Origin of the sequence: Okeania sp. SIO2C2 (assembly GCF_010692625.1) — a bacterium.
Lineage (GTDB): Bacteria > Cyanobacteriota > Cyanobacteriia > Cyanobacteriales > Microcoleaceae > Okeania > Okeania hirsuta.
This window is the reverse complement of the sequence record NZ_JAAHGM010000056.1, coordinates 24,386-48,561: the sequence shown is the minus strand read 5'-3', so window position 1 is coordinate 48,561 and position 24,176 is coordinate 24,386. Positions and strand designations below refer to the sequence as shown.

The window sequence follows — 24,176 nt, the reverse complement described above, 5'->3', positions numbered from 1 at the left end:
GTTTGCGCAGCATTCCGTAGGAAAAGCATATTGATCAACTCTAGACGACAAGCTTTTCATCCAGGGATAAAGAGGTTTTGTGTGATTAGTAAAAACCTCTCTCAACTTACGTTTGCGCAGCATTCCGAAGGAAACATTTGGTTTGTCACCATCAATGTATGCAGCATTCCACAGACTTAAACCCCAGTTATAGCACCATCGAGAGTAGCCCGCGTGTTGAGCCATCAAAGTTTTCTGTTTATTATTAAGTTTGAGCTTTGTTAATCATGGATTTCATGTATGGGTATTGGCAGCCAGTCTAAATAGTATGCTTAAATACGTATTATATCGTTATTCGTTGATTAAGTCAATGCTCTACTAGAGTCTCTGAGCTAAAATGATTAGTAAAAAAGACCTAACCTTCTAACTTTCTAGGGGGAAAAGTCTGTATAGCAGTCGAAGCAAAGATATAAAGTTCATCCACACTGAGAAAGTTAGACTTACTACTGTTATAACTAAAGAGAACTTCAACAGGCGATCGCTAACTACAATAAAACTAAGGATGCAAATGCTTTGCTGAGAATGGAGTTATAGTTAAGCATCATTAAGAAAAATATTACAATATTAGGCGTTGCTGAAGCGCGTGTATGATATTAATTCTAATTACTTAGGAGTCAACCCACCCGCGCGCCTCTTCTAGGAGGGGAAGTCAGGAGGACTGAGTCAGGAGGGAAGAAAGAATAAGAAACTCCGAGTAGAAGGAGAAAGTTTTTTGCTCGCCCTCTTATCCTGAATGATATCATACCTATTTCTTCCTATTTAGTTACCGAAAAACTCCTTTCTATTTACTAACTCCTAACTCCTGTGAACTCATAAATTTATTCCGCAACGCCAAATAAAGAATGCGATAGAGACATATAACCGAGCAAAAATAGCTTAACCAAAATAACTTTTCACAATCTTCATAATTCTTTCTGAGGCATGACCGTCACCGAAAGGATTAATTGCCATTGCCATTTTTTCATACTTAGCAGCATCACTCAATAATTCCGCAGTAGCAGCCATAATATTAGTTGAATCAGTACCTACAAGTTTAGCAGTTCCTGCCATGATTGCTTCCGGCCTTTCTGTAGTTTCTCGTAATACTAAAACAGGCTTTCCTAAGCTCGGAGCTTCTTCTTGTAAACCACCAGAATCAGTTAATACTAAATAACAGTTATGAATTGCTCCTACTAATTGATTATAATCAAAAGGTTCTTCTAAAAAAACTCTGGGATGACTTTCTAAAATAGCTTTTAAAGGTTCTCTAACTGTAGGGTTTTTATGAAGAGGTAAAACTAAAGCTGTATCAGGAAACTTGTCTAAAATTTTGATAAATCCTTGAGCAATTTCTGTCAAAGGTTCTCCCCAATTTTCGCGTCGATGAACAGTTGCTAATATTACTCGGTATTTGTGCCAATCTAAACCATAAATATAACATTGAGGCTGAGTTTTCGCTACTTTTAACAAAGCATCAATGACCGTATTTCCTGTTTGATGAATTTCCCCTACTACTCCAGATTTGTGCAAGTTTTCTACAGCTAAATTGGTAGGGGCAAAATGTAATTGAGCTATCTGAGAAATTAAACGGCGGTTTGCTTCTTCAGGATAGGGGTTCAATAAATCATTGGTTCGTAAACCTGCTTCTATGTGACCAACAGGAATTTTTTGATAAAATGCAGCTAGGGTAGCCGCAAAAGCGGTGCTAGTATCTCCCTGGACTAATACTAATTGAGGCTGTAACTGCAGAAATAACGCTTCTAATCCTTGCAAACTTCGACACATAATATCTGTCAATGTTTGCCGAGTTTGCATAATTGCTAAATCCCGATCTGGACTAATTTCAAATAATTTCATTACCTGTTTTACCATTTCTCGATGTTGTCCAGTTAAAATTACCTGGGTTTTAAAATCTGGAGAACTTTGAAAAAGTTGGATAACTGGTGCTAATTTTATAGCTTCGGGGCGAGTTCCTAAAGTAATTGCTATTTGGATTGGAGTACTAAGCATTTTGGCTTAATTTTAGATTTTTTTCTAGACAGTCATCAAAATTATATAGTGTTTCTTGGTTGACTGAAGTACAGTAATTAGCCTTAAAAGAAAGACTTAAATCAGGGAGATAAAAAAGCTGTTTGCTGATGGCTATTTGCGTTTCGGCTGTCGCCGTACGCAGCATGACTTAGAAAGTTATAATTGCAACTACAGCTTAGGATTTGATTAAATAATAATATCTAGTATATCAGGAGGGGTATTATATGTCATGGTTATTTCTCACAACTATTAGTTCGAGTATCTTGCTGATGAATGTAATTTATTACCTACTACAACCAAGGTTAATGTTATTTAATTTAACACCAGATTTATTGATGGCACTGGCCTATTATTTGATCGCACTAATACTTACCTACTGTTTGATTAAACGACCAAATATGCCATTCAATTTAACTTTTTGGATGTTGGCAATTTTGATGATTTTTAGTGGTATTTCTTACAGTCAAAAAATTTGGAATCTACAGTCTCCTCATCATGGTCTATTAGGGTTAGTTAAAGGTACTACAGTAATAGTTGCTATTGTCACAATAATATTTTTAATTCGTTTAGCTCGAAAACTTTTAAAAAGACCTGATTTCATACAACTAGAAGCAACTAATGAGGAACTAGAAAAACAAATCAGAGAACGTATTTTAGCTGAAGAAAAAATATGCCTCCTGAATGCCAATTTGGAGGCTAGAGTACACAAGCGAACAGCAGATTTAAATCTTTTAAATCAAAAGCTAGAAAATGAAATCAATGAACGTATAGCATTTTCTGAAGCTTTAAAAAAATCTGAGGCTCGTTTAGCAGGTATTTTAGATATGGCGGAAGATGCAATTATTTCAGTAGATAGAAATAGAATTATTCAAATGTTTAACCAAGGAGCAGAAAAAATATTTGGTTATACAAATCAGGAAGCTGTGGGGCAATCACTTGGTAAATTAATTGTTTGGCAAGAGTCAAAATTCAACAACTCTCTAGAAGTAAAAAATCATCAAGCAAAACATAGACTAGCTGTAGTTATTGCTAGGCGAAAAGATCGTACAGAATTTCCAGCAGAGGCATCAATTTCACAATTAAAATTAAAAGATGAAACTGTATTTACGATAATTTTGCGCGATATTAGCGAACAGCAAGCTGCGCTTTACGAACGCAAACAAGCAGAACAAAAATTAGCCATTCAAGCTTCAGCAGCAGCAGCAGTAGCAAAATTAGGTCAACGTGCTTTACAAAATATTTCTTTATTTCAGTTAATGTCAGAAGCAGTGTACCTAGTTTGTCAGACCCTACAACTAGACTATTGTCAAATTTGGGAATACCCATCAGATACTCAAACTTGGCAAATTAAAGCTAGTGTCAGTAAAGCAAAAGCTTTAATCACTCAACCATTGGTTACTAAGGCTTTTGATTCTATTATTGCTCACACTTTAGCTGCTCAAAAACCACTCATTATTGAAGACCTCAGTGCTAGAATTTCAGAGTATCCAGACTTAAAACAATTGTTAAACCAAGGCATTGTCAGTGGTATGAGTTTAATAATTCCGGGAAATTATCAACCAGCGGGAATATTAGCAGTTTATGCCACTAAAAAATATACTTTTACTCTTGATGATATTCACTTTTTACAGTCAGTGACAAATGTTCTCGCTAGTGCAATTGAACAAAATTTGATTCACTTAGCGCTACAACAACAATTACAACGTAGTCTTCTCTTAGGACAAATTACTCAAGATATTCGCCAAAGTTTAGATGCACAGAGAATATTTGATACTACTGCAAAACAAATAGGTCAAGCTTTTCTCGTCAACCGTTGCGTTATTCATTCCTATCAGGTAGGAACAGTACCAAAAGTACCATTTGTAGCCGAGTATTTGGAAGAAGGATATCAATCGATCATGGATTTAGAAATTCCGGTAGTAGACAATCCTTACATAGAAAAGCTTTTAGAGCAAGATAGAGCGATCGCTTATAGCAATGTTTATACAGAACCCGTGTTACAAACAAATATTTCTATATCAATATGTATTTCCATAGGATTAAAATCTATGTTAATAGTTCGCACCTCTTATCAGGATGAACCCAATGGGATTATTTGCTTGCATCAATGCGATCGTTACCGTACTTGGACAAAAGATGAAATTGAACTACTAGAAGATGTTGCCCAACAAGTGGGAATTGCCCTGGCCCATGCTCATTTATTGGAGCAAGAAACTAGCCAAAGTCAACAACTTGTTGAACAAAATATTGCTCTTCAACAAGCAAGACAAGCAGCAGAAGTGGCTAATAAAGCTAAAAGTGAATTTTTGGCTACTATCAGCCATGAAATTCGGACTCCAATGAATGGGATAATTGGGATGACTTCTTTGTTGTTTGATAGTGACTTAAATTTAGAACAGCAAGAATATTTGAATGATGTCCATGACTGTAGTATAGCTTTACTCGGAATTATTAATGATATTCTTGACTTTTCCAAAATTGAGTCTAATAAAATAGATTTGGAGCAAAGACCTTTTAATTTAGGATTATGTGTGGAAAAGTGTATTGATTTACTAGCTATTAAGGCAGTTAACAAAAATATTGAATTAGCTTATTTAGTTGAAGATGATACTCCAAGTATAATTTCAGGAGATGAAATAAGAGTACGCCAAATATTAGTTAATCTTATCTCTAATGCAATTAAATTTACACAAAAGGGAGAGGTCTTAGTTAATGTTTCAGCTCACAAAATAATAGATTCAAAAAAAAGCAATAATCAACAAAATATAGAGAATGATTTGTATCAAATAAAAATATTTGTTAAAGATACTGGAATTGGGGTTCCCCGAGACAAAATGCACAAATTATTTCAACCATTTAGTCAAGTAGATAGTTCCACAACTAGGGAATATGGAGGAACAGGATTAGGATTAGTCATTAGTAAACGTCTCTGCGAGATGATGGGTGGTAAAATGTGGTTTGAAAGTCAAGAAGGAATAGGATCTACCTTCTATTTTACCCTAATTGTAAAAGTTGATGAGAATGTGAAAAGTCAACTTAATTCTATACCGAAATTAGGTAAAAAACGATTATTAATTGTAGATGATAATCCTTCTTGCTTACAAATTTTAACTAAGCAGTTACGTCAGTGGGGGATTTTAGCTCATGGTGTCGCATCAGGTGTCGAAGCAATAGATCTCCTTCAACATGAAAATGTTAACCAAAATCAAGTTTTTGACCTAATAATTATTGATATGCAAATGCCAGAAATGAATGGAGTGGCAACTGCTACTGCTATTAGGGAGCTACCTAAATATCAATCTCTACCATTAGTTATGTTAACTCCTATTGGTAAATCTCCAGAAAAAAATCAGCTCCAAAAACTAAATTTAGCAGCTTTATTAAATAAACCCATTAAGCAATCACAACTGCAAAATATATTGCAGAAAATATTTAGTCAAATTACAATTAACTCTTAGAACTGATTTATAAAGTAAATATTAAGAGGCTGAATTTCTGGCAATACAAGGGTTTTGGGAGTTATAGTTCAATAATGCCTAAATCCCTGAGAGTTAGATGAAATCAGGGTTTTAGCTAAGTTTACAAATCAGCTCTTAGTATTTTTTAATAAGATTTGTATGAATTCAATGCAGTCACAGAATAATGCTACTGTAATTATGATAGTCGGTGATGAAAAATCGACCCGTTATTTACTTCATCAAGTATTACAAAAAGAAGGATATCAAATAATAGAAGCAAAAAATGGTAAGCAATGCCTAGAAATGTTTAGTATTCAAATACCAGACCTAATTCTACTAGATACAATGATGCCAGAAATGAATGGCTTTAATTACTATATCAAATTACAAGAACTTTTTAGTAAGGATTTATAAAATAATTTGTCTCTAGATCAAAAACTAGATAGCAACCCTTTACTCTATGGGACTTCAGTGTTAATGATTACTACTCTTGAAGATCAAGAATCTATCGATCTTGCCTTCGCTGTTGGTGTCCTAGATTATATTACTAAACCTGTTCAATTCGCAGTTTTACGTCAGCGAGTCCGTCGAATTTTGCAAATTAATCAACTTGTTAAAGAGTTAAGAAAGCAAACAGAAAGATCGAGATTAATGACCCTCATTCAAGAACGAATACGTCAGTCACTAAACCTTAATGATATTCTCAAAAATACAGTAGATGAAGTCAGAAAATTTCTTAAAAGTGACAGGGTATTGATATATAAATTTAATCCAGATGGAACTAGTGAAGTCTTGATGGAATCTATTGCTTCTGATCTACAATCCGTTATAGAAAATATGAGTATAAATTCATATTATAACAACGATAATCTACAGCAAACAAATCTTACTAAAAATATAGCTATTGCTGATTTAATTCTATATCATATTGAATTTATGACTCGGTTTAAAGTAAAATCTAACTTAGTAGTACCAATATCAAAGATAAATAAAGAACAATTTTCTGAGCAAGATTTTGACTATACTAGAGAATAATTATGGGGATTATTAATTGCCCACCACTGTTCAAAACTAAGAAAATGGCAATCTTCAGAAATTGAATCTATTGAACATTTAGCTAGACAATTAGCGATTGCCTTACAACAGTCAGAATTATATCAACAATTAGAAACTGCAAATGAAAAGTTACTTCAATTTGCTACTCTAGATGGTTTAACTAAGATTGCTAACCATTGTCTATTTGACGAATATATCCATAGGGAGTGGCGACGTATGGCAATTGAAAAACCTTACTTCAATAATTAAGCGGAAATGATAATCTAGAAAAAATTGCTATACAATTTATCTCTTTTTGTCAAAAATTATCGATCTAATTGAACGAAAAAATATGTCAATTATTCATTATTATTACTTTTTTTCTTCCTTCTTACTTCTTCCTTACTTAGATTAATTAACCGAACTTGATATAATTTTACTCATGAGTTACAGGTACATTTTATTTAATAAACCCTACAATGTTTTAAGTCAATTCACTGACAATACTGATGAGTCTAACAGACGGCAAAACCTTAAAGATTACATTCCCGTGTCTTCAGTTTATCCTGTGGGTAGATTAGACCGAGATAGTGAAGGAGTTTTACTACTAACAAATCATGGACAACTCCAACACCGACTAACTGACCCTAAATTTGCTCATCCTCGTACTTATTGGGTTCAAGTAGAACGAATGCCAGATGAGGCAGCATTAAGACAACTAAAACAAGGTGTAACGATCAAAAATTATCAGACTCGACCTGCAAAAGTAAGATTGTTATCTGTAGAACCCAATTTTCCACCCCGCTATCCACCAATTCGATTTCGTAAAACTGTACCCACCGCATGGTTAGAAATCATTCTCACAGAAGGTCGAAATCGTCAAGTTCGAAGAATGACAGCAGCAGTTGGTTTTCCCACACTACGGTTAGTTAGAGTAGCGGTCGCAGACCTGTACATGAATGAACTTCAACCTGGTGAGTGGCGAGACCTCAATCAAACTGAAATTGAATCTCTCAAGCAGATGGTTTTTTAATTGAGGAAGTTGCTAGAAGGATAAATCAACCTACTATTTGTCTAATTTACCATTAATGATGCCATTAAAACCATAAACTTCTCGTCTTCCAACAAATGGTACTAAAATTACTTCCCGTTCATCTCCCGGTTCAAATCTAATAGCAGTACCTGCCGGAATATCTAGACGCATTCCTTTGGCGAGTTCACGGTCAAAACTCAAAGCATTATTTGCTTCATAAAAGTGGTAATGGGAACCAACTTGAATTGGGCGATCGCCTGTATTTGCTATTAATAATTTTACTGTCGGGCGACCTGGGTTTAATTCGATTTCTCCCTCTTGAATAATCAGTTCACCTGGAATCATAATAGTTATCTTTTTCCTATTTCTTCTGTCTTTCAACAATTCTAATTTCTAACGAATGGGATTATGCACAGTTACCAATTTTGTCCCATCAGGAAAAGTCCCTTCTACCTGAACTTCTTGTACCATTTCTGGGATACCTTCCATTACATCATTTCTTGTTAATAAAGTTGTACCAAAACTCATTAATTCAGACACCGTTTGACCTTCTCTAGCACCTTCTAAAATTGCCGCGGAAATATAGGCAACTGCTTCAGGATAATTCAATTTTAAGCCTTTTTCTTTACGACGTTCTGCTAATAAAGCAGCAGTAAAAATTAAAAGTTTATCTTTTTCTTGGGGTGTTAACTGCATAGTATTTTTATATAGTTATCTCAGGGAAAATTTTATCATGTTTATCAATTTAATACTTGAATTGGTAGTGCATCAAGAAAGTGTGGGAATGGTAATATGAACATAGTCCCTAAATAGTTCAAACCATTATGGAATGTGCTTTGTGTGGTCATGGGCATTGCCCATAAGCACGGAAAAAACCAGTAAAGTAAGCCAACGGTACTATTGTCCCGAATGTCTACAAACTTTATCCTATGGGATGCTGCGCAAACACGCTCTACTTTCTATACCCTACAGTATCGTCGGCAAATTGAACCAGAAACAATACCTATGGTTCTGCAAGGTCATATTGAGGGTAGTAGTTTAAGAGGAATTAGCCGTACAGTAAATCTGTCCTATAATACGGTAGTGAGTTTGGTGAGAGCTGCCTCTCAAAAAGCGAGTGGCTAATTCTGGGGTCTCCCCAGAATGTAAGAGGCACTCAAGACAAGGACAAATGATTCATCATGCTCATGTACGCGCATATCGAAACCTCACAAATTAGTGGAGATGAATTTTGGTATGAATGTCCAAAAAAACAGGCATCACTGCCAGTCTAATGAACTGAGGGCAGGTGATTGTTGGATTGAGATGAATCAAGCATTCTCAAGTGGATTGATTCTCACAGGGAGAGTTGGTAAACATACTCAGGACTTACGCAAAGACACTATAATATAGTGTTTACCCATAAAGGTTGATCTATTTGGCGATCGCTTGAAAAACAAAATATAGCAATCCTATTTTATTTGTGTATGAAAATCTTACCGCTTTTAGGGAACAGGGAACAGGGAACAGGGAACAGGGAACAGGTAAGAGTTTCGGTTTTTTTATCTACTTTTTGATTACCCGCAACCTATTTAGGATTGCTATATCAAAAATTTCAAAGCTTAACTCAAGTTACTTGATATTATTTGGTATACTTTTTGAGTATAAAAACAATTATTTGTCAACATATTTAAGATGAATTTTAATTATTTAAAATAATTTCAGTATTTAATTAAGTAGCCAGAAAAATTATACTCTGATAAATCTTCCTGACCATCTGGAAGAAGTTAGCCACGATTAAAAAGGAATCGCGCAGGTAGACGATACCGGATGTATAAAAAAATATCAAAAACTGGAATAATTAGGATGGAATGAGTGAGAATTAGTATCAGGAAAAATCATGAAAATTAAAGGTTTTCCTAGAGATAAAAAAAAAGCGATTGCTAATTAGCGAGGTCTGCTCAGAATGTAATACGCACTCAAGACAGTCAAATTATTCTGGGTTACTATTTTCACAAAAAGAACAGAATATATTGCTACTAACGACCTGAATCAATCCTGTAATGATGGGGTAGAGTTGGAAATCCAAACTAGATGGAAAATCATCTTGATAGTATGTAACTATTTGCAGCTAGTCTGCCCTGCTTATGATTATTTATTCAACAAAAAAAATAGTATTTCGCTACTGAGATATATAAATACTATAGAAGTGATGTAGCTACTGCTAGACTCCGCCAAAACTCAAGCAAGAGATTTAGAAAAAAATTGTGATAATCTTTGACTTAGCTAGGGAGTAGCTCGATTGAGCTATATTATACCAGTTGAAGGAAAGGTTAAAAAAGATCAAAAGCTTAAAACTCAGACAACGCAATATTTTTCTTCTCCCTTCTTCCTTCTTCCTTCTTCCTTCTGCACATGACCAAAAACATCAATCAAAAACTAATAATTTTTCTAGCATTTCTACTATTATCATTCTTCCTCAGATTTTGGACTTTATTTGTATCTGTATTAGACAAAGACGAAAGCATCTATATATTAGGAGCAGATAGTCTATTAAACGGCAACCTCCCTTATATAGAAATTTGGGATAACAAACCTCCAGGTATTTTTATCTTATTTTCCCTAACAATGCTAATCTTAGGAAAATCGATAGTATCCATCAGAATCTTATCTATTATCGCCACAACTTTTACCAGTTATTTTTTATATAGCATTGGTGCAGTAATTGACAAAAAACAAGGAGAGAAAATTGGATTATTAGCAGGTGCTTTATACGCTATTTTTTCCCTACATAATGATGGTGCTGCTGCGAATGCAGAAATTTTGTTTGCTCCTTTAGTGACTGGAGCATTTTTATTATTATTTCAGAATAGGAAACCGTCAAATATTAAAGTATTTTTGAGCGGTCTAATTTTAGGGATAGGAATGCAAATCAAATATTTGGTAGTTATGGATGTTTTGGGATTAACTTTATTGGGAAGTTTATTTAAGAAGGAGGAAGAAGCAGAAAGTAGGAAGGAAAAAAGAAACCTTCAAAATAACTTTCAGACTATAGATATATTCAAAAATCTTTCCTTTTCCCTATTTAAGTTTTATATTATTTTAGGTACAGGCTTAATTTTACCTGCCGTTATCATCGCAGTTATTTATCAATTTTCAGGTTATTTTGATGAATATATTTATGCAACTCTCACTGCGAATAGTAAATATGTAGCAATGACTAATTTTTCCTGGTCAGACCTTTTCAATAGACTCAGAAAACAGGTATTAGGAAATATTTTATTGTGGCTATGTTTATTTTGGACTCCTATTTATCTATTTGTCTTTGCCAGACATAAATTCAAGCAAGAACGGAAATTTATCTATTTATTCGTGTGGTTGAGTTGTGCTTTTTTAGCAGTTTTATTATCAAAGAGATTTTATAATCATTACTTTTTACAATTATTACCTCCTTTATGTCTAATTAGTAGCTATGTAATTATTAAATCTGGTCATTTACCTCAGCACAAATATCGAATTCGGAATGTATATGAAGAAGCAAAAAAAACGAAAAAAACTGTTACGATAAATTCCCGAAAATTTTATATTGACTTCCCTTCTGCCTTGCCAAATATACTTCTATTTCTAATATTAATATATCCTTTTACTCAAGCAGGTTATAACAAATTAAGTAAAAATCTAGAATTTATCCATTATCGATATATAAAAAAAATAGATACATGGGATGACAGAGAAGCTTTAATTGCTAAATATCTACAGCAGAGAATTAAATCAACAGATTATATATATGTCGTCAATTATGAACCAATAATTTATTACCTAGTTCCCACAAAAATTCCGACAAAATATGCTTTTCCTAGTCATTTAACAGCCATGTCTCAGATTTTGCCTACAGATGCTCTGCAAGAATTAGATAAAATCATGGCAAAAAATCCCAGTTATATTTTACTAGCAAAAAAAGATAATATTAGTCCAGAATATAGAAATCATCTCAATCAATATTTAGAAAAAAAATACTTTCTAGAAACTACAATTCAAAATGTTAGATTATATCGAAGGGTGGATCTCAATTTTGAATAAAGCCAAAAAATTATTGCTTTTAGGGAACAGGGAACAGGGAATAGGGGATAGGGAATAGGGAATAGGGAATATATAGGAACAAAAGTATTTCTGCAAAGTTGACAATTATATATACAGTCATTATAATAACAAATGTATAGAAATAAGGTCGATTCTCTATGCTATTGAAATACAAGTACAAGCTAAAACCTCATAAAAGTCAAGCGGTTATTATTGCTAATTGGTTAGAAATGGCTAGGAAGCAATACAATTACCGTTTAGCTGAACGGTTGAATTGGTTTGAAGCGACGCGCACACCAGTAAATTCTTGTCCTTTGAATGTTTCAGTAGTACCAGTAGAAAGAATTTATCAAAATATCCCAGAGTTCAGGATACAAACACGAGACGGCAGAAAGAAAGATAGTAACGGCAATCCAGTAACAAGGAAAGGCGATAAGCATCCCAATATAGTCAATGGATATGTTGTTTGGGAGACTGTTCAACTAGCAGATTTAGCACAAACTAAAAAACTATTTCCTGGATACAAGTCTATGCACTCTCAAGTGCTGCAAGATGTTATCCAACGTGTACAAACAACAATGGATAACTTTACCAAGCCTGACAAAAACGGTAAAACCAGTGGTAGACCTAAATTAAAAGGCAGGCATTACTATAATTCTTTTAGTTATCCTCAACTATCAAATGCAAACATTGCCAAAAATGCTAACGGTCGTTTTTGTCTAAATCTGCCAAAGATAGGTTTAGTCCCTTTTGTATACAATCGCCCAATACCAGAAGGATTCAAGGTTAAGACAGGAACAGTAATCCGTGAAGTTGATGGATACTATATCAGCTTAAGTATAGAAGATAAGACTGTACCTGTGGAGGTCGTAGAAATTCAACCCACCTTAGAAAACTCCAAAGGTATCGACCTAGGATTGTTGCACTATGCTGTTACATCTGATGGAGAATTTATAGAAGTTCCTAAATTTTTCAGGCTCTGTGAGCATCGCTTGTCTAAACTACAGGTGAGATTGGCTAAGAAACAGAAACATTCAAAATCTTGGAAAATTCTCAAACGTAAAGTAGCAAAACTTCATCAATTAATAGCTAGACAACGACTGGACTGGCAATTCAAACTGGCTTACCATCTGTTTTCAGATATTAGTGTGATTTTCTTAGAAGATTTGCAGATATCAAATTTAGTCCGACGTTGTAAAGCCAAATTAGGAGATAATGGTCAGTTCTTACCAAACGGCCAATCTGCAAAGTCAGGACTGAATAAGTCTTTACAAGATGCAGCTTTTGGTCAATTCATCCAAATTTTAGAGTATGTGGCTTGGAAACTGGGTAAACGAGTTATCAAAGTAGACCCAAAAGGTACGTCTCAATATTGTTGGGAGTGCTTGAGAAAAGTTTCTAAAAGCTTATCTGAGCGCTGGCATTCTTGTCGTAATTGTGGTCAAGAATTAGACCGTGATTATAACTCAGCACTCCTAATACAAAAAATAGGATTGCTATCAACACAGGAGGAGGACATCACTTCTGTAAAAACTGCGGTCAGGGCGAACCAGACTGAAGAATCCCGCGATGCCTTTGTAAGCGCAACGTCGGGAGTATGTCAAAATCTCTAGTCAAAATAGCAGTAATCGTGGTAAACAAAAGAAATCCCGAACTGACTATTGCGGTAAAAAAAATTATTGGTGTTGGTAAAAAGAGGTATGAGATCCTGTCCGGATAAGAGCGCGAACAAAAAACTCTCTCCTTCTACTACTCTTTCTTCTTCTTTCTTTTCTCCTGTACGGGCGAATCGCGATTTGCCCCTACTCTCCCTCCTGGGAGGGGTTAGGGGTGGGTTGACTCCTAAATAATTAAGATTAATATTATACACTAATTCACCAACGCCAAATCATTTTTTATGACTACAGAAACCGAAAAATACATCTTAGCTCTCGACCTCGGTACAACAGGCAACCGAGCAATATTATTCAATTCTCAAGGCGCTAGTATCGGTCAAGCTTACAAAGAACTTACCCAATATTACCCTCAACCCGGTTGGTTAGAACACGACCCAGAAGAAATATGGGAAGACACTTATGCCATGATGGAGAAAGTGTTCCGAAATACTAATACTTCCCCCTCAAATGTAGAAGCTATTGGTTTAACAGTACAACGAGAAACCTGTCTCCTCTGGGATAAAACCACAGGTAAACCCCTCCACAAAGCAATAGTTTGGCAAGACCGTCGCACCGCACCCATGATTCGAGAGTTAGCAGCAAAAGGAGAAGCAGAAAAAATTCAAAACTGTACCGGATTAGTTTTAGATGCTTACTTCTCAGCGACAAAACTATCCTGGATGCTGGAGTGGGTAAAGCGAGAACAACCCAATATTAACCTCAGTAATGTGTTGGCAGGTACTATCGATACTTGGATTTTGTGGAAACTAACTGGTGGACAAATTCACGCCACCGACCATAGTAACGCCAGTCGCACAATGTTAATGAATATTGAATCCCTAAATTGGGATAGAGAATTATTAGATTTGTTTCAAATACCTAGAGAAATAATGCCGGAAATCAAACCAAGTTTCAGCATATTCGGCAAAACAAAAGCAGACTTATTAGGAGTATCAATTCCCATAGCTACAATTTTAGGAGACCAACAGGCCGCCTTATTTGCTCATGGTTGCGATCGCCCCGGAATGTTAAAATGCACTTACGGTACAGGTAGTTTTTTGATTGCTAATACTGGAGATAGTCTGACTAAATCTCAAAATCAACTATTATCAACTATTGGATGGACTCAACAAATCAATGGTAATTTGAAAACAGTTTACGCTCTAGAAGGGGCAATGTTTACCACAGGAGCTTGTATTCAGTGGTTACGAGATGGGTTGAAACTCATAGACTCCGCAGCAGAAACTGAACATCTGGCAATGCAAGTGGAAGATACTAATGGTGTTTATTTTGTACCTGCTTTAAGTGGTCTTGGTGCACCTCATTGGGATATGAATGCTCGCGGTGCTTTTCTCGGAATTACTGGAGGTGTGAAGCGGGAACATATAGTGAGAGCTGTTTTAGAATCAATTGCTTTTCAAGTTAAAGAGGTTGTAGAGGTTCTGAATAAAGATAGCGGAACTCTAATGACGAATCTAAAAGTTGATGGTGGAGGTTCGCAAAATAATTTTTTAATGCAATTTCAGGCAGATTTGTTGGGTATTCCTGTTGAACGACCTGCGTTTATTGATGCTACTGCTCAAGGAGCTGCTTTTGCTGCTGGTTTGACAGTAGGTCTATGGGATGACTATCAAAAATTGGTGAATAATAGTAGAGTTGGGCAAATGTTTGAACCCGGTGAAAATGCTGCAAAAGTGCAAAAAAGTTTTATGGTTTGGCAAAAAGCTGTTAGTAGAGCCAAAAATTGGATTGAATAATTTTTGGCAGTCCTGCAACGGTAATGGTATTGATTGAACTTGAGGCAAATTACCTAATGATGTTAGCTGTTATTACCTCAGCTCCAATTAGAAGAAAGCGGTCGATCTTCGGAGCTTCCCGTAGGGTGGGATGGCGTTAGCGTTAGCGTTTGCGCAGCATGACCATAGGAAAGCTCCTCTGTAAGAGGCAGCTCCTCTGTCACTCTTCGGGTCTCCTCGCCAGATCCAATCGACCAAGAGAGAGGATGTATTTCGGTTTCTTTCCTACTCACAGTTTTTTTCCACTCCCCATCTCCCCATCTCCCCATCTCCCCTAACTGAATTACCCCCCGTATGACAAAGACACAAGCAGTAAAAATAGCAAAATTTCTCGCCATATCTAAATTAACCAACATAGGGTGAAGAAAAGATAAAATCTAAATAGGTCTTTAATATAGTTATGATAATTCCTCAAGCAGTTACAATTATGTATAAATCATCCCAATATAATTGTATGGATATACAGGAAAATAGTAGCATGGATCTTGGAATTTCCATCATCGCAATTGCAGACAATATAATAGTGGGAGTAGGGGGTAGCTCCTCTACAACTGTTGCTCCTAGACAGTCTAGTCAAGTTGTTAACAAACCATATCCCAACTACAAGGTTATTGTTTTAAATGATGATGTCAATACATTTAAGCACGTCGCTGAATGTTTGCAAAAATATATTCCAGGTATGACAAGTGATCTTGCTTGGGAGCTAACTCACCAGGTTCACAATGAAGGTCAAGCCATAGTTTGGGTTGGCCCTCTAGAACAGGCAGAATTGTATCATCAGCAGTTGAGTCGGGCCGGGTTAACAATGGCACCCTTGGAAAAAGCATAAATAATTTCAGTAGGGTAATCAACAGTATTAAAATAATTAAACAAAGTTAGATATAACTAGATATTTATTGTAGTATGCTAAGTTTATGTCTAACTTATTATGGGAAACTGAAGGACGGATCAAGTCAATCCGTACCGAAGGTGGTCATCGACGATTTACCGTATCTAACTTAATCGGTAACAAACAAGATAATTCGGTTGTGCATCAGCAAAGTGTGGGATAGGTAATTAAGTCACCCCAGTTCCAGGGAGCGATAATGCTGACGCAACCCTCCGCCAACGCTAAACCAGCCCTTTGTGCTGCTGTATTCTCAAATGCGAGTATGAAGCCAAATCCAATTGAAATAGGGGATGTAGCTACCGCACTTGCTCCGCTAACGCTAATCTCACTATTATTAATGTCTGCTCCCAAACCTTAGCAAATTTATTCTGTCGGCAATGTCATCGGCCATTCTGTTGTCTGACAATTCTATTCCTTCGCTCCAATTGCTGTATCTGGTCTTTTCCGATCATATGCTTAATTTCAGGGGGTACTGGATCGTTCATATCCTCCCCAATCATCCGTATGCCGTTGTTTACAGTTAGTTTTACCTTCTGTGTTAACTATCAGTTCTTCAAGCTTATTGGTCAGTATGTTTACCAACTCTCCCTGTGAGAATCAGGCGTTGGTAATTGATGGGATGATTTATATTTCGGGGTAGCGCTCTGTAACCTACCCCGGTTAATCATTGGGGGATTGCCCCTACAAATTTCATCCTGTAATTTACCAACGCCGAGAATCAATTCACTTGAGGATGCTTGAGTCATCCCAATCCAACAATCACCTGCCCTCAGTTCATTCGACTGGCAGTGATGCCTGTTTTTTTGGACATTCATACCAAAATTCATCTCCATTGATTTGTGAGGTTTCGATCTGCGGGTACATGAGCATGATGAATCATTTGTCCTTGTCTTGAGTACCTTTTACATTTTTATCAACTGGGTAGGATGGTTAAAAGTGAGCCTATCCTACCCAAGATAACAGATAGTTTTTCTACAAGACTAAATTAAGCTCTAACAGCGTATATTGCTCCCATATTACTACTACGAGGTAGACGAGAAAAAATTGCAAAGCCTTCTTGACGCAAATATTCAGCTAATTGCTCTGGCCCTTTACTATGCCATTCCATCATAATTATTTTTATCTGATTTAATTGCCCTTTTGCCGCCAAAGAATCAAAGATTTCATACTCAGATCCTTCACAGTCAATCTTGGCAACAATATCCATATCTGGGTGTTGAGAAATTATTGAATTTAACTCTTCGCTAATAGGTTTTAAAGTCAACTCTTCTGTCGGGAGAGATTTATTTTGCTTATTATTTGTTCGGTCTTCTGAAACTCCAATACTTGCTCTTAATTCATAATCAAATTCGACTGTTACTTTTTTTTCTGCATCAGCAATTCCATAACTAAATGGCTTAATTTTGAGAGAAATATCTGGGTTTAAATCAAAATTATGTAGTGCTTGTTTATAGGTAACGTTGAATAGTTCGTAACTCCAGATTGACTTCACATTTTCCTGACTAGCAAAATATAGACTAGCTAACCCTACATTCATGCCAATATCTAGCATAACTACGGGGCGGTCATAAATAAAAGTATAAATTCCTAACCAAAAAATTTCCCAAAGAATAGAAAGTTCTCCTGCTGTTTGAACATTTACTTTTATGCCTTCTATTTCTACAATCAATTCATCATTTTTCTCTATAGTAAACTTGGCATTTAACTTTTTCTTGAGAAATTTTGCTTGATTCAATGCTTTTTTATCATTTTCTTTGTGGGTTTAATACCCCACCGTCTACACGGTGTTCAAAATTACTTGGGGTTAGAATCCCCATGTAATTTTCCTCCTGTCTCCTGTCTCCTGTCTCCTGTCTCCTTCTTCAAGGAGTAGAAAATCATGTTTTTCCTTTTCAACATATATATCCAGTGGTTTGAGAAATAATTTATCTGAACCACGCTCAACTTCTACATCATTAAAACTCATATTTAACTTAGGAATTTTATCTACCCAATACCAATTAGGTATCTTCTGGTAATTCCTCACATTTCTCAAAAAATTCTTAGTCTTTAACAATGGTTCTTTTAACATTATTCGTATTCCTCTTAAGTAAACAAACTGAATAATTTATTTGAAGGAAAGATCACATTGTTGTTACTACTTTCTCTCCGTACCTAGCCATTGATATAACACCTAGATGAAGAAAAAAAACAGTATAATTATAGCCATCATAGCATAATAATTCTCTTCATTTATCTAAAACTACTGATAATTTTCTCAAAGATTTTATAATTGGTGAAAATTCTTAACTTTATGAAATATTAGGGATGGCACAGAGGGTAAGCATTCAGCTATTAGCAGTCAGCGCTGCCCTGCGAGATGCTACACAAACAGCAATTAGTAATGAATAATTACTTATCAGTTTTGAGAAGGGGACTTTAGCAGTAACTTTTTATTCTTTCTCAATTTTTCAATTGCTTTGACCTTCCACAAAATTAATGGCTGTTAACGTAGTTCCTCCGCAGGAGGCTAGCTAATAGCTGACGGCTGTTTGCGCAGCATTCCGCAGGAAATGCTTACCACAGAAGTAATATATTTAGCTATACTGGATAAATAATTAGGGAAATGGCTTTAGAATATACTTGATAAATTGATTGATTTTTTATTTTTATGAAGAACCTAATAAAAATTATCCCTTGGTTAGTTATGGCTGGCTTCGCTTGGTCTCTTGGTTTCTTTTACAATGTTTATTATGGTGGTTTAATTGGTCGGTTACGAGGAATGTACTACAATAAGGTGGCATTAGCAGCGGAGGTGGAAGGGTCAAAAAGACTGATAATTGTTGGTGGTTCGGGAGTACACTATACTGTCAATTCTCAGTTAATGGGAGAAGAACTTGGTATTCCTGTATTTAATTTTGGCTTGGATGGAAATTTGGGTCTGAATGTAATTTTTCCTACTATTTTGGAGCAAGTTCGTCCAGGAGATGTTGTGCTGATAATTCCTGAATACTTAATGCTATTAGATGAAGATGGATTAGGCGATCGCTCTACTTACTTTGGAGTAGCTATTGGAAAACCAGGGTTAGGAGGGGTACCACCTAAGCAGTTTGCTCAAGATACTTTTGGTTTGGGCGTACCTAGTCTTAGACAATTGACAAAATCTACTATAGATATAGTTAAGCAAGTAGAAGTTCCAGGTTATTATGCCGATCCTATTACAGACTGGGGAGACCCGACTAAAACATGGGAACGCAAAAGTAAATGGTGGAAATTGACAGTTAACAAACCCGTTACTCCTCATTCAATTGCACGAATTAAGCAATTTAGAGAAGAGTTAGAAGCTAAAGAAGCAAGTTTAGTCATATCATTACCTATTATTTATGCCAGTACAGATGAAAGAACTGTGAAAAATGTGGAGAAAACTGCTGAAGAGTTAGGTAAAATTGCTCCTCTAATTACTGACGAAAAGTTAAATTTATGGACTGACGTTAACTTGTTTGCTGATACTCACTACCATCTTAAACCAGAAGCAAAAGTTATACGTTCAAAAGAATTAGTTGAACAACTCCAACCTATAATTCAATCGACAATAAGTAATAAATAAGGTTTTAATTACCCCCTTTCTTTGTTTTTCAAGAGGGAAAAGGGAGAAAGGCTTAAAAGTCTGAAAAAAAACTTAAATTTCTTCTAGATATTCACGCTTAGGTTGACACAAGCTATACCAACCAACGGTAATATAAAACCCGGTTGAAAAGTGGTCATTACGACAATAGGAAGCAATCTCGCGCAACTCCTGAGATTGCTTCTTTCCACGCTATACGACTTGGATTCTATATAAGAAGGGTTTTGTTATCTAGGAAAGAAAGATCGAAGAACCGAAAAATCTGGCTTTGTTTGAGTTTTAAGCTTTTGATCTGTCCTAACCTTTCCTTCGACTGCCATACCTTAAGATACCCCCTAATTTTCCCCTTCATATCAAATCAGGTTAAATACCCTCACAATCAATAGCTTAAAACCCTGATTATTACCTTATTGTATCTATGTGCAATTAGGCGGATTTAATATCATTTATTGCCCAAATTCCGCAGCCAAAACATCATCATTATCATCAGCGAGAGTCGCAACAATAGTAATTGCCCGAGAAATTTCTCCTGGAGATAATTCTGCTACAGTACGAGTTGCCAGAATTACAATTTGATTATCCACAATAGCAAAATGAGATTCCATGGTCGATAACCAATTCATTTCCAATAATCTACGCATTAACTCGGGTTCATTTTTTGCTGGTAACTTCAGAACATAAGACCAGACATCAAAAGTATCATCATCTGTTTCTCCAGTCAGTCTGACATATACTTCCACACTACCATATTGAAATTTCCATAAATGGCCTGCTTCATTATTGGCCACCATCACTTTTTGATCTTCTGCCATATTGGCAATAATTGTTTCAATCTCTTCTATGTAGCTGAGACTGGTATCATTTTCAGTTATTTCTATATTATCTTCTTCGGTAGAAGGATTATCCACAGAAGTACTGTCAGGGTTGTTAGTAGTCATAATTTATACCTATAGAAAAATTATCTATTACCAGTTTAAGTCCTGAACCTATCCTAATTACAAACAAAGCTATAATGCTATCCACAATTAGTAATCTATAGCTATGTCCAAAGCAGAAATTAATTTTCCTTATTTTGACAAAATCTTGGCCAATTTAGAAGATGAAGCAACTAAAACTATCTTTGGAAACCACGTTCACTGGGGTTATTGGGAAAATCCTAATTGGGCAAAAAATACTGCTGAAGATTTTGCGATCGCGACGGAAAAGCTATCACAAAAGGTTTATCAAGCTGCTGATATTAAGGATGGTATTTCTATTTTAGATGTGGGTTGCGGTTTTGGCGGTACAGCTGCCAGTATTAATAATAATTATTCGGAGGTAAAAATCACGGGATTAAATATAGATGAACGGCAATTAAATGTAGCTAGAAAACAAGTTCAAGCTTGTGGTGATAATTCTATTGAATTTGTGCAGGGAGATGCTACTAAAATGCCTTTTCCTGATAATTTTTTTGATGTGGTTTTGGCGGTAGAGTGCATTTTTCATTTTCCTAGTCGCTCTGCTTTTTTCCAAGAAGCAAAAAGGGTTTTAAAACCTGGTGGTAAAATTGCTTTGTCTGATTTTGTTCCTACTGCAACAATCAATTTTTTTGAACCTGTAGTTAGATTATTTATCAAAGATTTGGGTGCTGAAACTTATGGCAATGTTAATTTTTTTACTATTGCTAACTATCAAGATTTAGCAATAAAAATAGGTTTGAACAGTTTTCTAATAGAAGATATTACTTTTAATACTTTACCTACTTATAAAATCCTAAAGGAGTTTCCTGTTTTTTCAGATTCTCCAGCTAATCAGAAAACAAATAATATTTTTGAATGGGTGACACGGTTGGGACTACTACGTTATTTAATTTTGTCAGCGAGTATAGAATAATTTTCCCATTTTCAATTGAGGTCTTATAGGAGGCAACAGGCAACAGGCAACAGTGGGAAAAATATTTCCCGGTCTACAGGTTTATTATCAGCATAAGTCTTAACCAACTCATTCTTTGCACTCCACATATATGTGCTTAAGAAAATGAATTGACTATTGCGACATTCGCAACAGAGAGGAGAAGTAAATATTTTTCCCATCACAACCTCAAATTTTGGTGCTTGAGAAAATGAATTAGCTATTGCGACATTCGCAACAAAGAGGGGAAGTAGTTATAACAGTTGCCAAGGCGCTTAGGATATAAAGGACAAACATAGATAGATAGATAGATAGCGATCGCCTAATTGAGATGGTCTAATAATTTGATACTTTTTCCTCCATACACCTCAAATTTTGGTGCTTGAGAAAATGAATTAGCTATTGCGACATTCGCAACAGAGAGGAGAAGTAAATATTTTTTCCTCCATACACCTCAAATTTTGGTGCTTGAGAAAATGAATTAGCTATTGCGACATTCGCAACAGAGAGGGGAAGTAGATATTTTTCCTCCACACACCTCAAATTTTAGTGCTTCACAAAATGAAATGACTGTTGCGACATCCGTAATAGAGAGGGTAAGTAGATATTTTCTCCACCACACAGATGCTTAAGGAAATGAAATGACTATTGCGACATTCGCAACAGAGAGGGGAAGTAGATATTTTTCCTATCACACACATAGATAAGGTGCTTAAAAAAATAAATATTCCGGAGAATAGACTAAAAACTCAAAATCTCAACCGAGAATTCAAAAGCCTTGCGATCAAGTAATCTTGACTTTATCCTTAATTTATTTTCAACAATTAATAATTAATAATTACCTATCCTGAAAAAGAAGAGGATTGACTAAAAAGAAAAAAAATTCTTCTTTCTCCTTTATAAAGAGAGGCTTTAAACCTTAATTATGCAACAAAATTGATTGTAAAAATTGATGATCTTTTCCCTTATGGGGTACCCTACCAACCCCATAAAATCCGCGAGTGATAGGGTATATTAAACCCATAGCGCATTCTCAGTTCTACCGATTACTGACTACTTCTTCAACAGGTTTATAACCCACCCAATACTTACTAACGAAATGAACTTCAGTCGCGATATTAATAAAACCTACTTTCTCCAAACGTTCCTCTAAACTATCTGTAATGTAACTTTGATAATAAGGTTCATGGAACATTGCTGGAAAATTTTTTAACATTGGCGCAAAATCAGGTTCATCAGAAACTTGAATCGAATCACAAATCACAAAAACACCCCCAGGTTGAGTCACTCGAAAAGCTTCTTCTATTACTTTTTGACGTACTATCGGAGGTAATTCATGGAACATAAAAACACAAGTTGTTGCCTGAAAAAAATTATCTCTCAAAGGTAAATCTTCTGCATTTCCTTGTAAAAGTTGAGGCAACTCTCCCAAATCTTCAGATAATAATTGATGAGCTTTTTTTAAATAAGCCGACGATAAATCAACACCATAAAGAGTAGCCTTTGGTAAAGTAGCGCGAATAAATTTTAAAGTTCTACCAGTACCACAAGCAATATCTAAAACTCGTAACTTTTGGGGAGCGACCGCCTCTAATTTTTGCCCAGAAAATAACTTTTCTAATCCTATTTTTAACGGAGCTAAAATTCGTCTTCGCATGGCATCAGCAGTACCATTAAATAAAAGTTCTACCTGTAAATCGTAGAGATTAGCTGATGTATCGCTTAAGTAGCCATCTGTTTGATAATGAAAATTTTGTAAATAATAACTAGGATAATTTTGAGTATCTATTTGTTGAGAAAATTCTTGATATTTCTTTTGTTTAATTCTATTCCAAATTGTAGGCATATCCAGCCAAAGATGAGGATAATAACTGAAAAAATCAGACCACGGATTATCAAATATAATATTAACTGGATAAATACCATTTTCTCCATCTGCCACATCTCTTTCCATAATGTCATCAATGCGTTTCTGCATTTTTTGGATAATTGCAGGAGACAAAGGTTGAGTTTTAAACTCAAGAGTTGGATAAACAAAATTTCTCAGTTTAGTAGAAATTTGTTTGTGAGCTAAAGCAAAGTAAATTTTACCTTGTTGAAATGTTTGATGAGTTAATTTTGTAATAGTATTTGACACGATGATAAGTCTAAATAGATTTTGCGAGTTTTGTAGTTTTATTTCAGGATTGTAACGCAATTATCATATAGCAGAAAGAAGAAGGAGGAAGGAAGAAGGAAGAAAGTTGATATTCTGTTGTTTTAGATATTCCATAAGTAAAGAGTAGTAATGGCAGTTGCTATAACTTTGAATAAAAGACTATATAGCAATCTTATTTGAGTTGTGAGATATTGTAGATTTTAGGGAATAGGGAATGCTGGAGCTGGAAACAGGTATGGGAGAAACACCGAAGCAATAAAATTATCACAAATAATTTAGGATAGTGTTTTGATTTGAGATGTAAATCTAGATTGAGGTTTTTTCTTATAAAAAAAGCGCGCCGATAGAGTACCTGATCTCCTGGTCTTTGCTACTATTTAGTGCTGTTTTTTCTCCTTGACTATTCTCTATTCTCTATTGGCTTTTTAATAGTACTTGGTTTCCACATCCCAGATAAAAACGCTATAGTCTTTTGGCGTTTTATGAGTTATTTGCGCAGCATTCTGGTAGGAAAAGGCAACAGGCAAAAGAGGAATGTCAAACACCTTAA

At 35.4% G+C, this 24,176-nt stretch carries 19 protein-coding genes and 3 pseudogenes; 12 read left to right on the top strand and 10 right to left on the bottom strand.

Annotation, left to right across the window (positions count from 1 at the left end; all coding sequences use genetic code 11):
• Together F6K18_RS28765 and wecB are read right to left on the bottom strand one after the other, a co-directional pair.
• Positions 1 to 261 (bottom strand): annotated as a pseudogene (locus F6K18_RS28765) (helix-turn-helix domain-containing protein); the annotation flags it as partial.
• 654 nt (positions 262 to 915) lie between these two features.
• Positions 916 to 2,028 (bottom strand): non-hydrolyzing UDP-N-acetylglucosamine 2-epimerase, encoded by a 1,113-nt coding sequence (wecB, locus tag F6K18_RS28760; protein ID WP_124142713.1) that lies wholly within the window; start codon positions 2,026 to 2,028, stop codon positions 916 to 918.
• A gap of 245 nt (positions 2,029 to 2,273) precedes the next feature.
• On the opposite strand from wecB, the gene F6K18_RS28755 reads away from it, so the two are divergent.
• The 4 genes and pseudogenes from F6K18_RS28755 (at position 2,274) to F6K18_RS28740 (ending at position 7,575) form a co-directional block, all read left to right on the top strand.
• On the top strand, positions 2,274 to 5,507 hold the full coding sequence (locus F6K18_RS28755) for an ATP-binding protein (RefSeq protein WP_287525915.1): 3,234 nt from the start codon (positions 2,274 to 2,276) through the stop codon (positions 5,505 to 5,507).
• Positions 5,508 to 5,666: 159 nt separating this feature from the next.
• The gene (locus tag F6K18_RS28750) at positions 5,667 to 5,921 is read left to right on the top strand and encodes a PleD family two-component system response regulator (RefSeq protein ID WP_287525913.1); all 255 of its coding nucleotides are present in this window, start codon (positions 5,667 to 5,669) and stop codon (positions 5,919 to 5,921) included.
• Positions 5,922 to 5,984: 63 nt separating this feature from the next.
• Positions 5,985 to 6,812, top strand: a pseudogene (locus F6K18_RS28745) (GAF domain-containing protein).
• A 172-nt stretch (positions 6,813 to 6,984) separates the two neighbouring features.
• A complete protein-coding gene (locus F6K18_RS28740; protein ID WP_287525912.1) occupies positions 6,985 to 7,575 on the top strand; it encodes a pseudouridine synthase in 591 nt (196 codons plus the stop codon).
• Between the two features lie 33 nt (positions 7,576 to 7,608).
• On the opposite strand, the gene F6K18_RS28735 is transcribed toward F6K18_RS28740, so the two are convergent.
• Positions 7,609 to 7,920, bottom strand: coding sequence for an urease subunit beta (locus tag F6K18_RS28735; protein WP_287525910.1), 312 nt, complete (start codon positions 7,918 to 7,920; stop codon positions 7,609 to 7,611).
• A gap of 48 nt (positions 7,921 to 7,968) precedes the next feature.
• The gene (gene ureA / locus F6K18_RS28730) at positions 7,969 to 8,271 is read right to left on the bottom strand and encodes an urease subunit gamma (protein WP_124142719.1); all 303 of its coding nucleotides are present in this window, start codon (positions 8,269 to 8,271) and stop codon (positions 7,969 to 7,971) included.
• Between the two features lie 213 nt (positions 8,272 to 8,484).
• Here ureA and F6K18_RS28725 point away from each other — a divergent pair, with 213 nt between their 5' ends.
• The 4 genes from F6K18_RS28725 to glpK all read left to right on the top strand — a co-directional run bounded on the left by F6K18_RS28725 (position 8,485) and on the right by glpK (position 15,046).
• Entirely contained in the window at positions 8,485 to 8,700 is a 216-nt protein-coding gene (locus F6K18_RS28725) for a hypothetical protein (RefSeq protein WP_287525907.1), read from the top strand.
• Between the two features lie 1,269 nt (positions 8,701 to 9,969).
• Positions 9,970 to 11,634: a glycosyltransferase family 39 protein gene (locus F6K18_RS28720; protein ID WP_287525905.1), complete on the top strand. Its 1,665-nt coding sequence runs from the start codon at positions 9,970 to 9,972 to the stop codon at positions 11,632 to 11,634.
• Positions 11,635 to 11,792: 158 nt separating this feature from the next.
• Positions 11,793 to 13,247 (top strand): transposase, encoded by a 1,455-nt coding sequence (locus F6K18_RS28715; protein ID WP_287525903.1) that lies wholly within the window; start codon positions 11,793 to 11,795, stop codon positions 13,245 to 13,247.
• Positions 13,248 to 13,531: 284 nt separating this feature from the next.
• A complete protein-coding gene (glpK, locus tag F6K18_RS28710; protein WP_287525901.1) occupies positions 13,532 to 15,046 on the top strand; it encodes a glycerol kinase GlpK in 1,515 nt (504 codons plus the stop codon).
• 77 nt (positions 15,047 to 15,123) lie between these two features.
• Here glpK and F6K18_RS28705 read toward each other — a convergent pair whose 3' ends face one another.
• Positions 15,124 to 15,441 (bottom strand): hypothetical protein, encoded by a 318-nt coding sequence (locus F6K18_RS28705; protein ID WP_287525899.1) that lies wholly within the window; start codon positions 15,439 to 15,441, stop codon positions 15,124 to 15,126.
• Between the two features lie 122 nt (positions 15,442 to 15,563).
• Here F6K18_RS28705 and clpS point away from each other — a divergent pair, with 122 nt between their 5' ends.
• Both clpS and F6K18_RS28695 read left to right on the top strand, forming a co-directional pair.
• A complete protein-coding gene (gene clpS / locus F6K18_RS28700) occupies positions 15,564 to 15,914 on the top strand; it encodes an ATP-dependent Clp protease adapter ClpS (protein ID WP_287525919.1) in 351 nt (116 codons plus the stop codon).
• Positions 15,915 to 15,999: 85 nt separating this feature from the next.
• Positions 16,000 to 16,137, top strand: coding sequence for a hypothetical protein (locus tag F6K18_RS28695; RefSeq protein WP_192901054.1), 138 nt, complete (start codon positions 16,000 to 16,002; stop codon positions 16,135 to 16,137).
• Here the strand turns inward: F6K18_RS28695 and F6K18_RS28690 are convergent.
• The 3 genes and pseudogenes from F6K18_RS28690 to F6K18_RS28680 form a co-directional block, all read right to left on the bottom strand.
• Positions 16,119 to 16,576 (bottom strand): annotated as a pseudogene (locus tag F6K18_RS28690) (IS1 family transposase); the annotation flags it as partial. The gene F6K18_RS28695 and the pseudogene F6K18_RS28690 sit on opposite strands and share 19 nt — an antisense overlap.
• 383 nt (positions 16,577 to 16,959) lie before the next feature.
• Complete coding sequence (locus tag F6K18_RS28685) at positions 16,960 to 17,709, bottom strand: FkbM family methyltransferase (protein WP_287525897.1); 750 nt, start codon at positions 17,707 to 17,709, stop codon at positions 16,960 to 16,962.
• 69 nt (positions 17,710 to 17,778) lie between these two features.
• Positions 17,779 to 18,045, bottom strand: coding sequence for a hypothetical protein (locus F6K18_RS28680; RefSeq protein ID WP_287525895.1), 267 nt, complete (start codon positions 18,043 to 18,045; stop codon positions 17,779 to 17,781).
• 579 nt (positions 18,046 to 18,624) lie between these two features.
• Between F6K18_RS28680 and F6K18_RS28675 the strand changes: the two genes are divergently transcribed.
• Positions 18,625 to 19,560 (top strand): hypothetical protein, encoded by a 936-nt coding sequence (locus F6K18_RS28675; protein ID WP_287525893.1) that lies wholly within the window; start codon positions 18,625 to 18,627, stop codon positions 19,558 to 19,560.
• Positions 19,561 to 20,024: 464 nt separating this feature from the next.
• On the opposite strand, the gene F6K18_RS28670 is transcribed toward F6K18_RS28675, so the two are convergent.
• Positions 20,025 to 20,516, bottom strand: coding sequence for a YbjN domain-containing protein (locus tag F6K18_RS28670; RefSeq protein ID WP_124143676.1), 492 nt, complete (start codon positions 20,514 to 20,516; stop codon positions 20,025 to 20,027).
• 103 nt (positions 20,517 to 20,619) lie between these two features.
• Here F6K18_RS28670 and F6K18_RS28665 point away from each other — a divergent pair, with 103 nt between their 5' ends.
• Complete coding sequence (locus tag F6K18_RS28665; protein ID WP_124143677.1) at positions 20,620 to 21,450, top strand: class I SAM-dependent methyltransferase; 831 nt, start codon at positions 20,620 to 20,622, stop codon at positions 21,448 to 21,450.
• 1,057 nt (positions 21,451 to 22,507) lie between these two features.
• On the opposite strand, the gene F6K18_RS28660 is transcribed toward F6K18_RS28665, so the two are convergent.
• Positions 22,508 to 23,605 carry a class I SAM-dependent methyltransferase gene (locus tag F6K18_RS28660; protein WP_287525888.1) on the bottom strand — a complete coding sequence of 366 codons (1,098 nt, stop codon included), beginning with the start codon at positions 23,603 to 23,605 and terminating at the stop codon, positions 22,508 to 22,510.
• Between the last annotated feature and the right edge of the window lie 571 nt (positions 23,606 to 24,176).

Excerpts from the sequence above, each read along its gene's own strand:
- glpK (WP_287525901.1), top strand. The coding sequence starts at position 13,532 with ATGACTACAGAAACCGAAAAATACATCTTAGCTCTCGACCTCGGTACA.
- ureA (WP_124142719.1), bottom strand. The coding sequence starts at position 8,271 with ATGCAGTTAACACCCCAAGAAAAAGATAAACTTTTAATTTTTACTGCT.
- F6K18_RS28755 (WP_287525915.1), top strand. The coding sequence starts at position 2,274 with ATGTCATGGTTATTTCTCACAACTATTAGTTCGAGTATCTTGCTGATG.
- F6K18_RS28725 (WP_287525907.1), top strand. The coding sequence starts at position 8,485 with ATGTCTACAAACTTTATCCTATGGGATGCTGCGCAAACACGCTCTACT.
- F6K18_RS28750 (WP_287525913.1), top strand. The coding sequence starts at position 5,667 with ATGAATTCAATGCAGTCACAGAATAATGCTACTGTAATTATGATAGTC.
- F6K18_RS28695 (WP_192901054.1), top strand. The coding sequence starts at position 16,000 with ATGTCTAACTTATTATGGGAAACTGAAGGACGGATCAAGTCAATCCGT.
- clpS (WP_287525919.1), top strand. The coding sequence starts at position 15,564 with ATGGATCTTGGAATTTCCATCATCGCAATTGCAGACAATATAATAGTG.
- F6K18_RS28705 (WP_287525899.1), bottom strand. The coding sequence starts at position 15,441 with ATGTTGGTTAATTTAGATATGGCGAGAAATTTTGCTATTTTTACTGCT.
- F6K18_RS28670 (WP_124143676.1), bottom strand. The coding sequence starts at position 20,516 with ATGACTACTAACAACCCTGACAGTACTTCTGTGGATAATCCTTCTACC.
- F6K18_RS28680 (WP_287525895.1), bottom strand. The coding sequence starts at position 18,045 with ATGTTAAAAGAACCATTGTTAAAGACTAAGAATTTTTTGAGAAATGTG.
- F6K18_RS28675 (WP_287525893.1), top strand. The coding sequence starts at position 18,625 with ATGAAGAACCTAATAAAAATTATCCCTTGGTTAGTTATGGCTGGCTTC.
- F6K18_RS28735 (WP_287525910.1), bottom strand. The coding sequence starts at position 7,920 with ATGATTCCAGGTGAACTGATTATTCAAGAGGGAGAAATCGAATTAAAC.
- F6K18_RS28715 (WP_287525903.1), top strand. The coding sequence starts at position 11,793 with ATGCTATTGAAATACAAGTACAAGCTAAAACCTCATAAAAGTCAAGCG.
- wecB (WP_124142713.1), bottom strand. The coding sequence starts at position 2,028 with ATGCTTAGTACTCCAATCCAAATAGCAATTACTTTAGGAACTCGCCCC.
- F6K18_RS28740 (WP_287525912.1), top strand. The coding sequence starts at position 6,985 with ATGAGTTACAGGTACATTTTATTTAATAAACCCTACAATGTTTTAAGT.
- F6K18_RS28720 (WP_287525905.1), top strand. The coding sequence starts at position 9,970 with ATGACCAAAAACATCAATCAAAAACTAATAATTTTTCTAGCATTTCTA.
- F6K18_RS28665 (WP_124143677.1), top strand. The coding sequence starts at position 20,620 with ATGTCCAAAGCAGAAATTAATTTTCCTTATTTTGACAAAATCTTGGCC.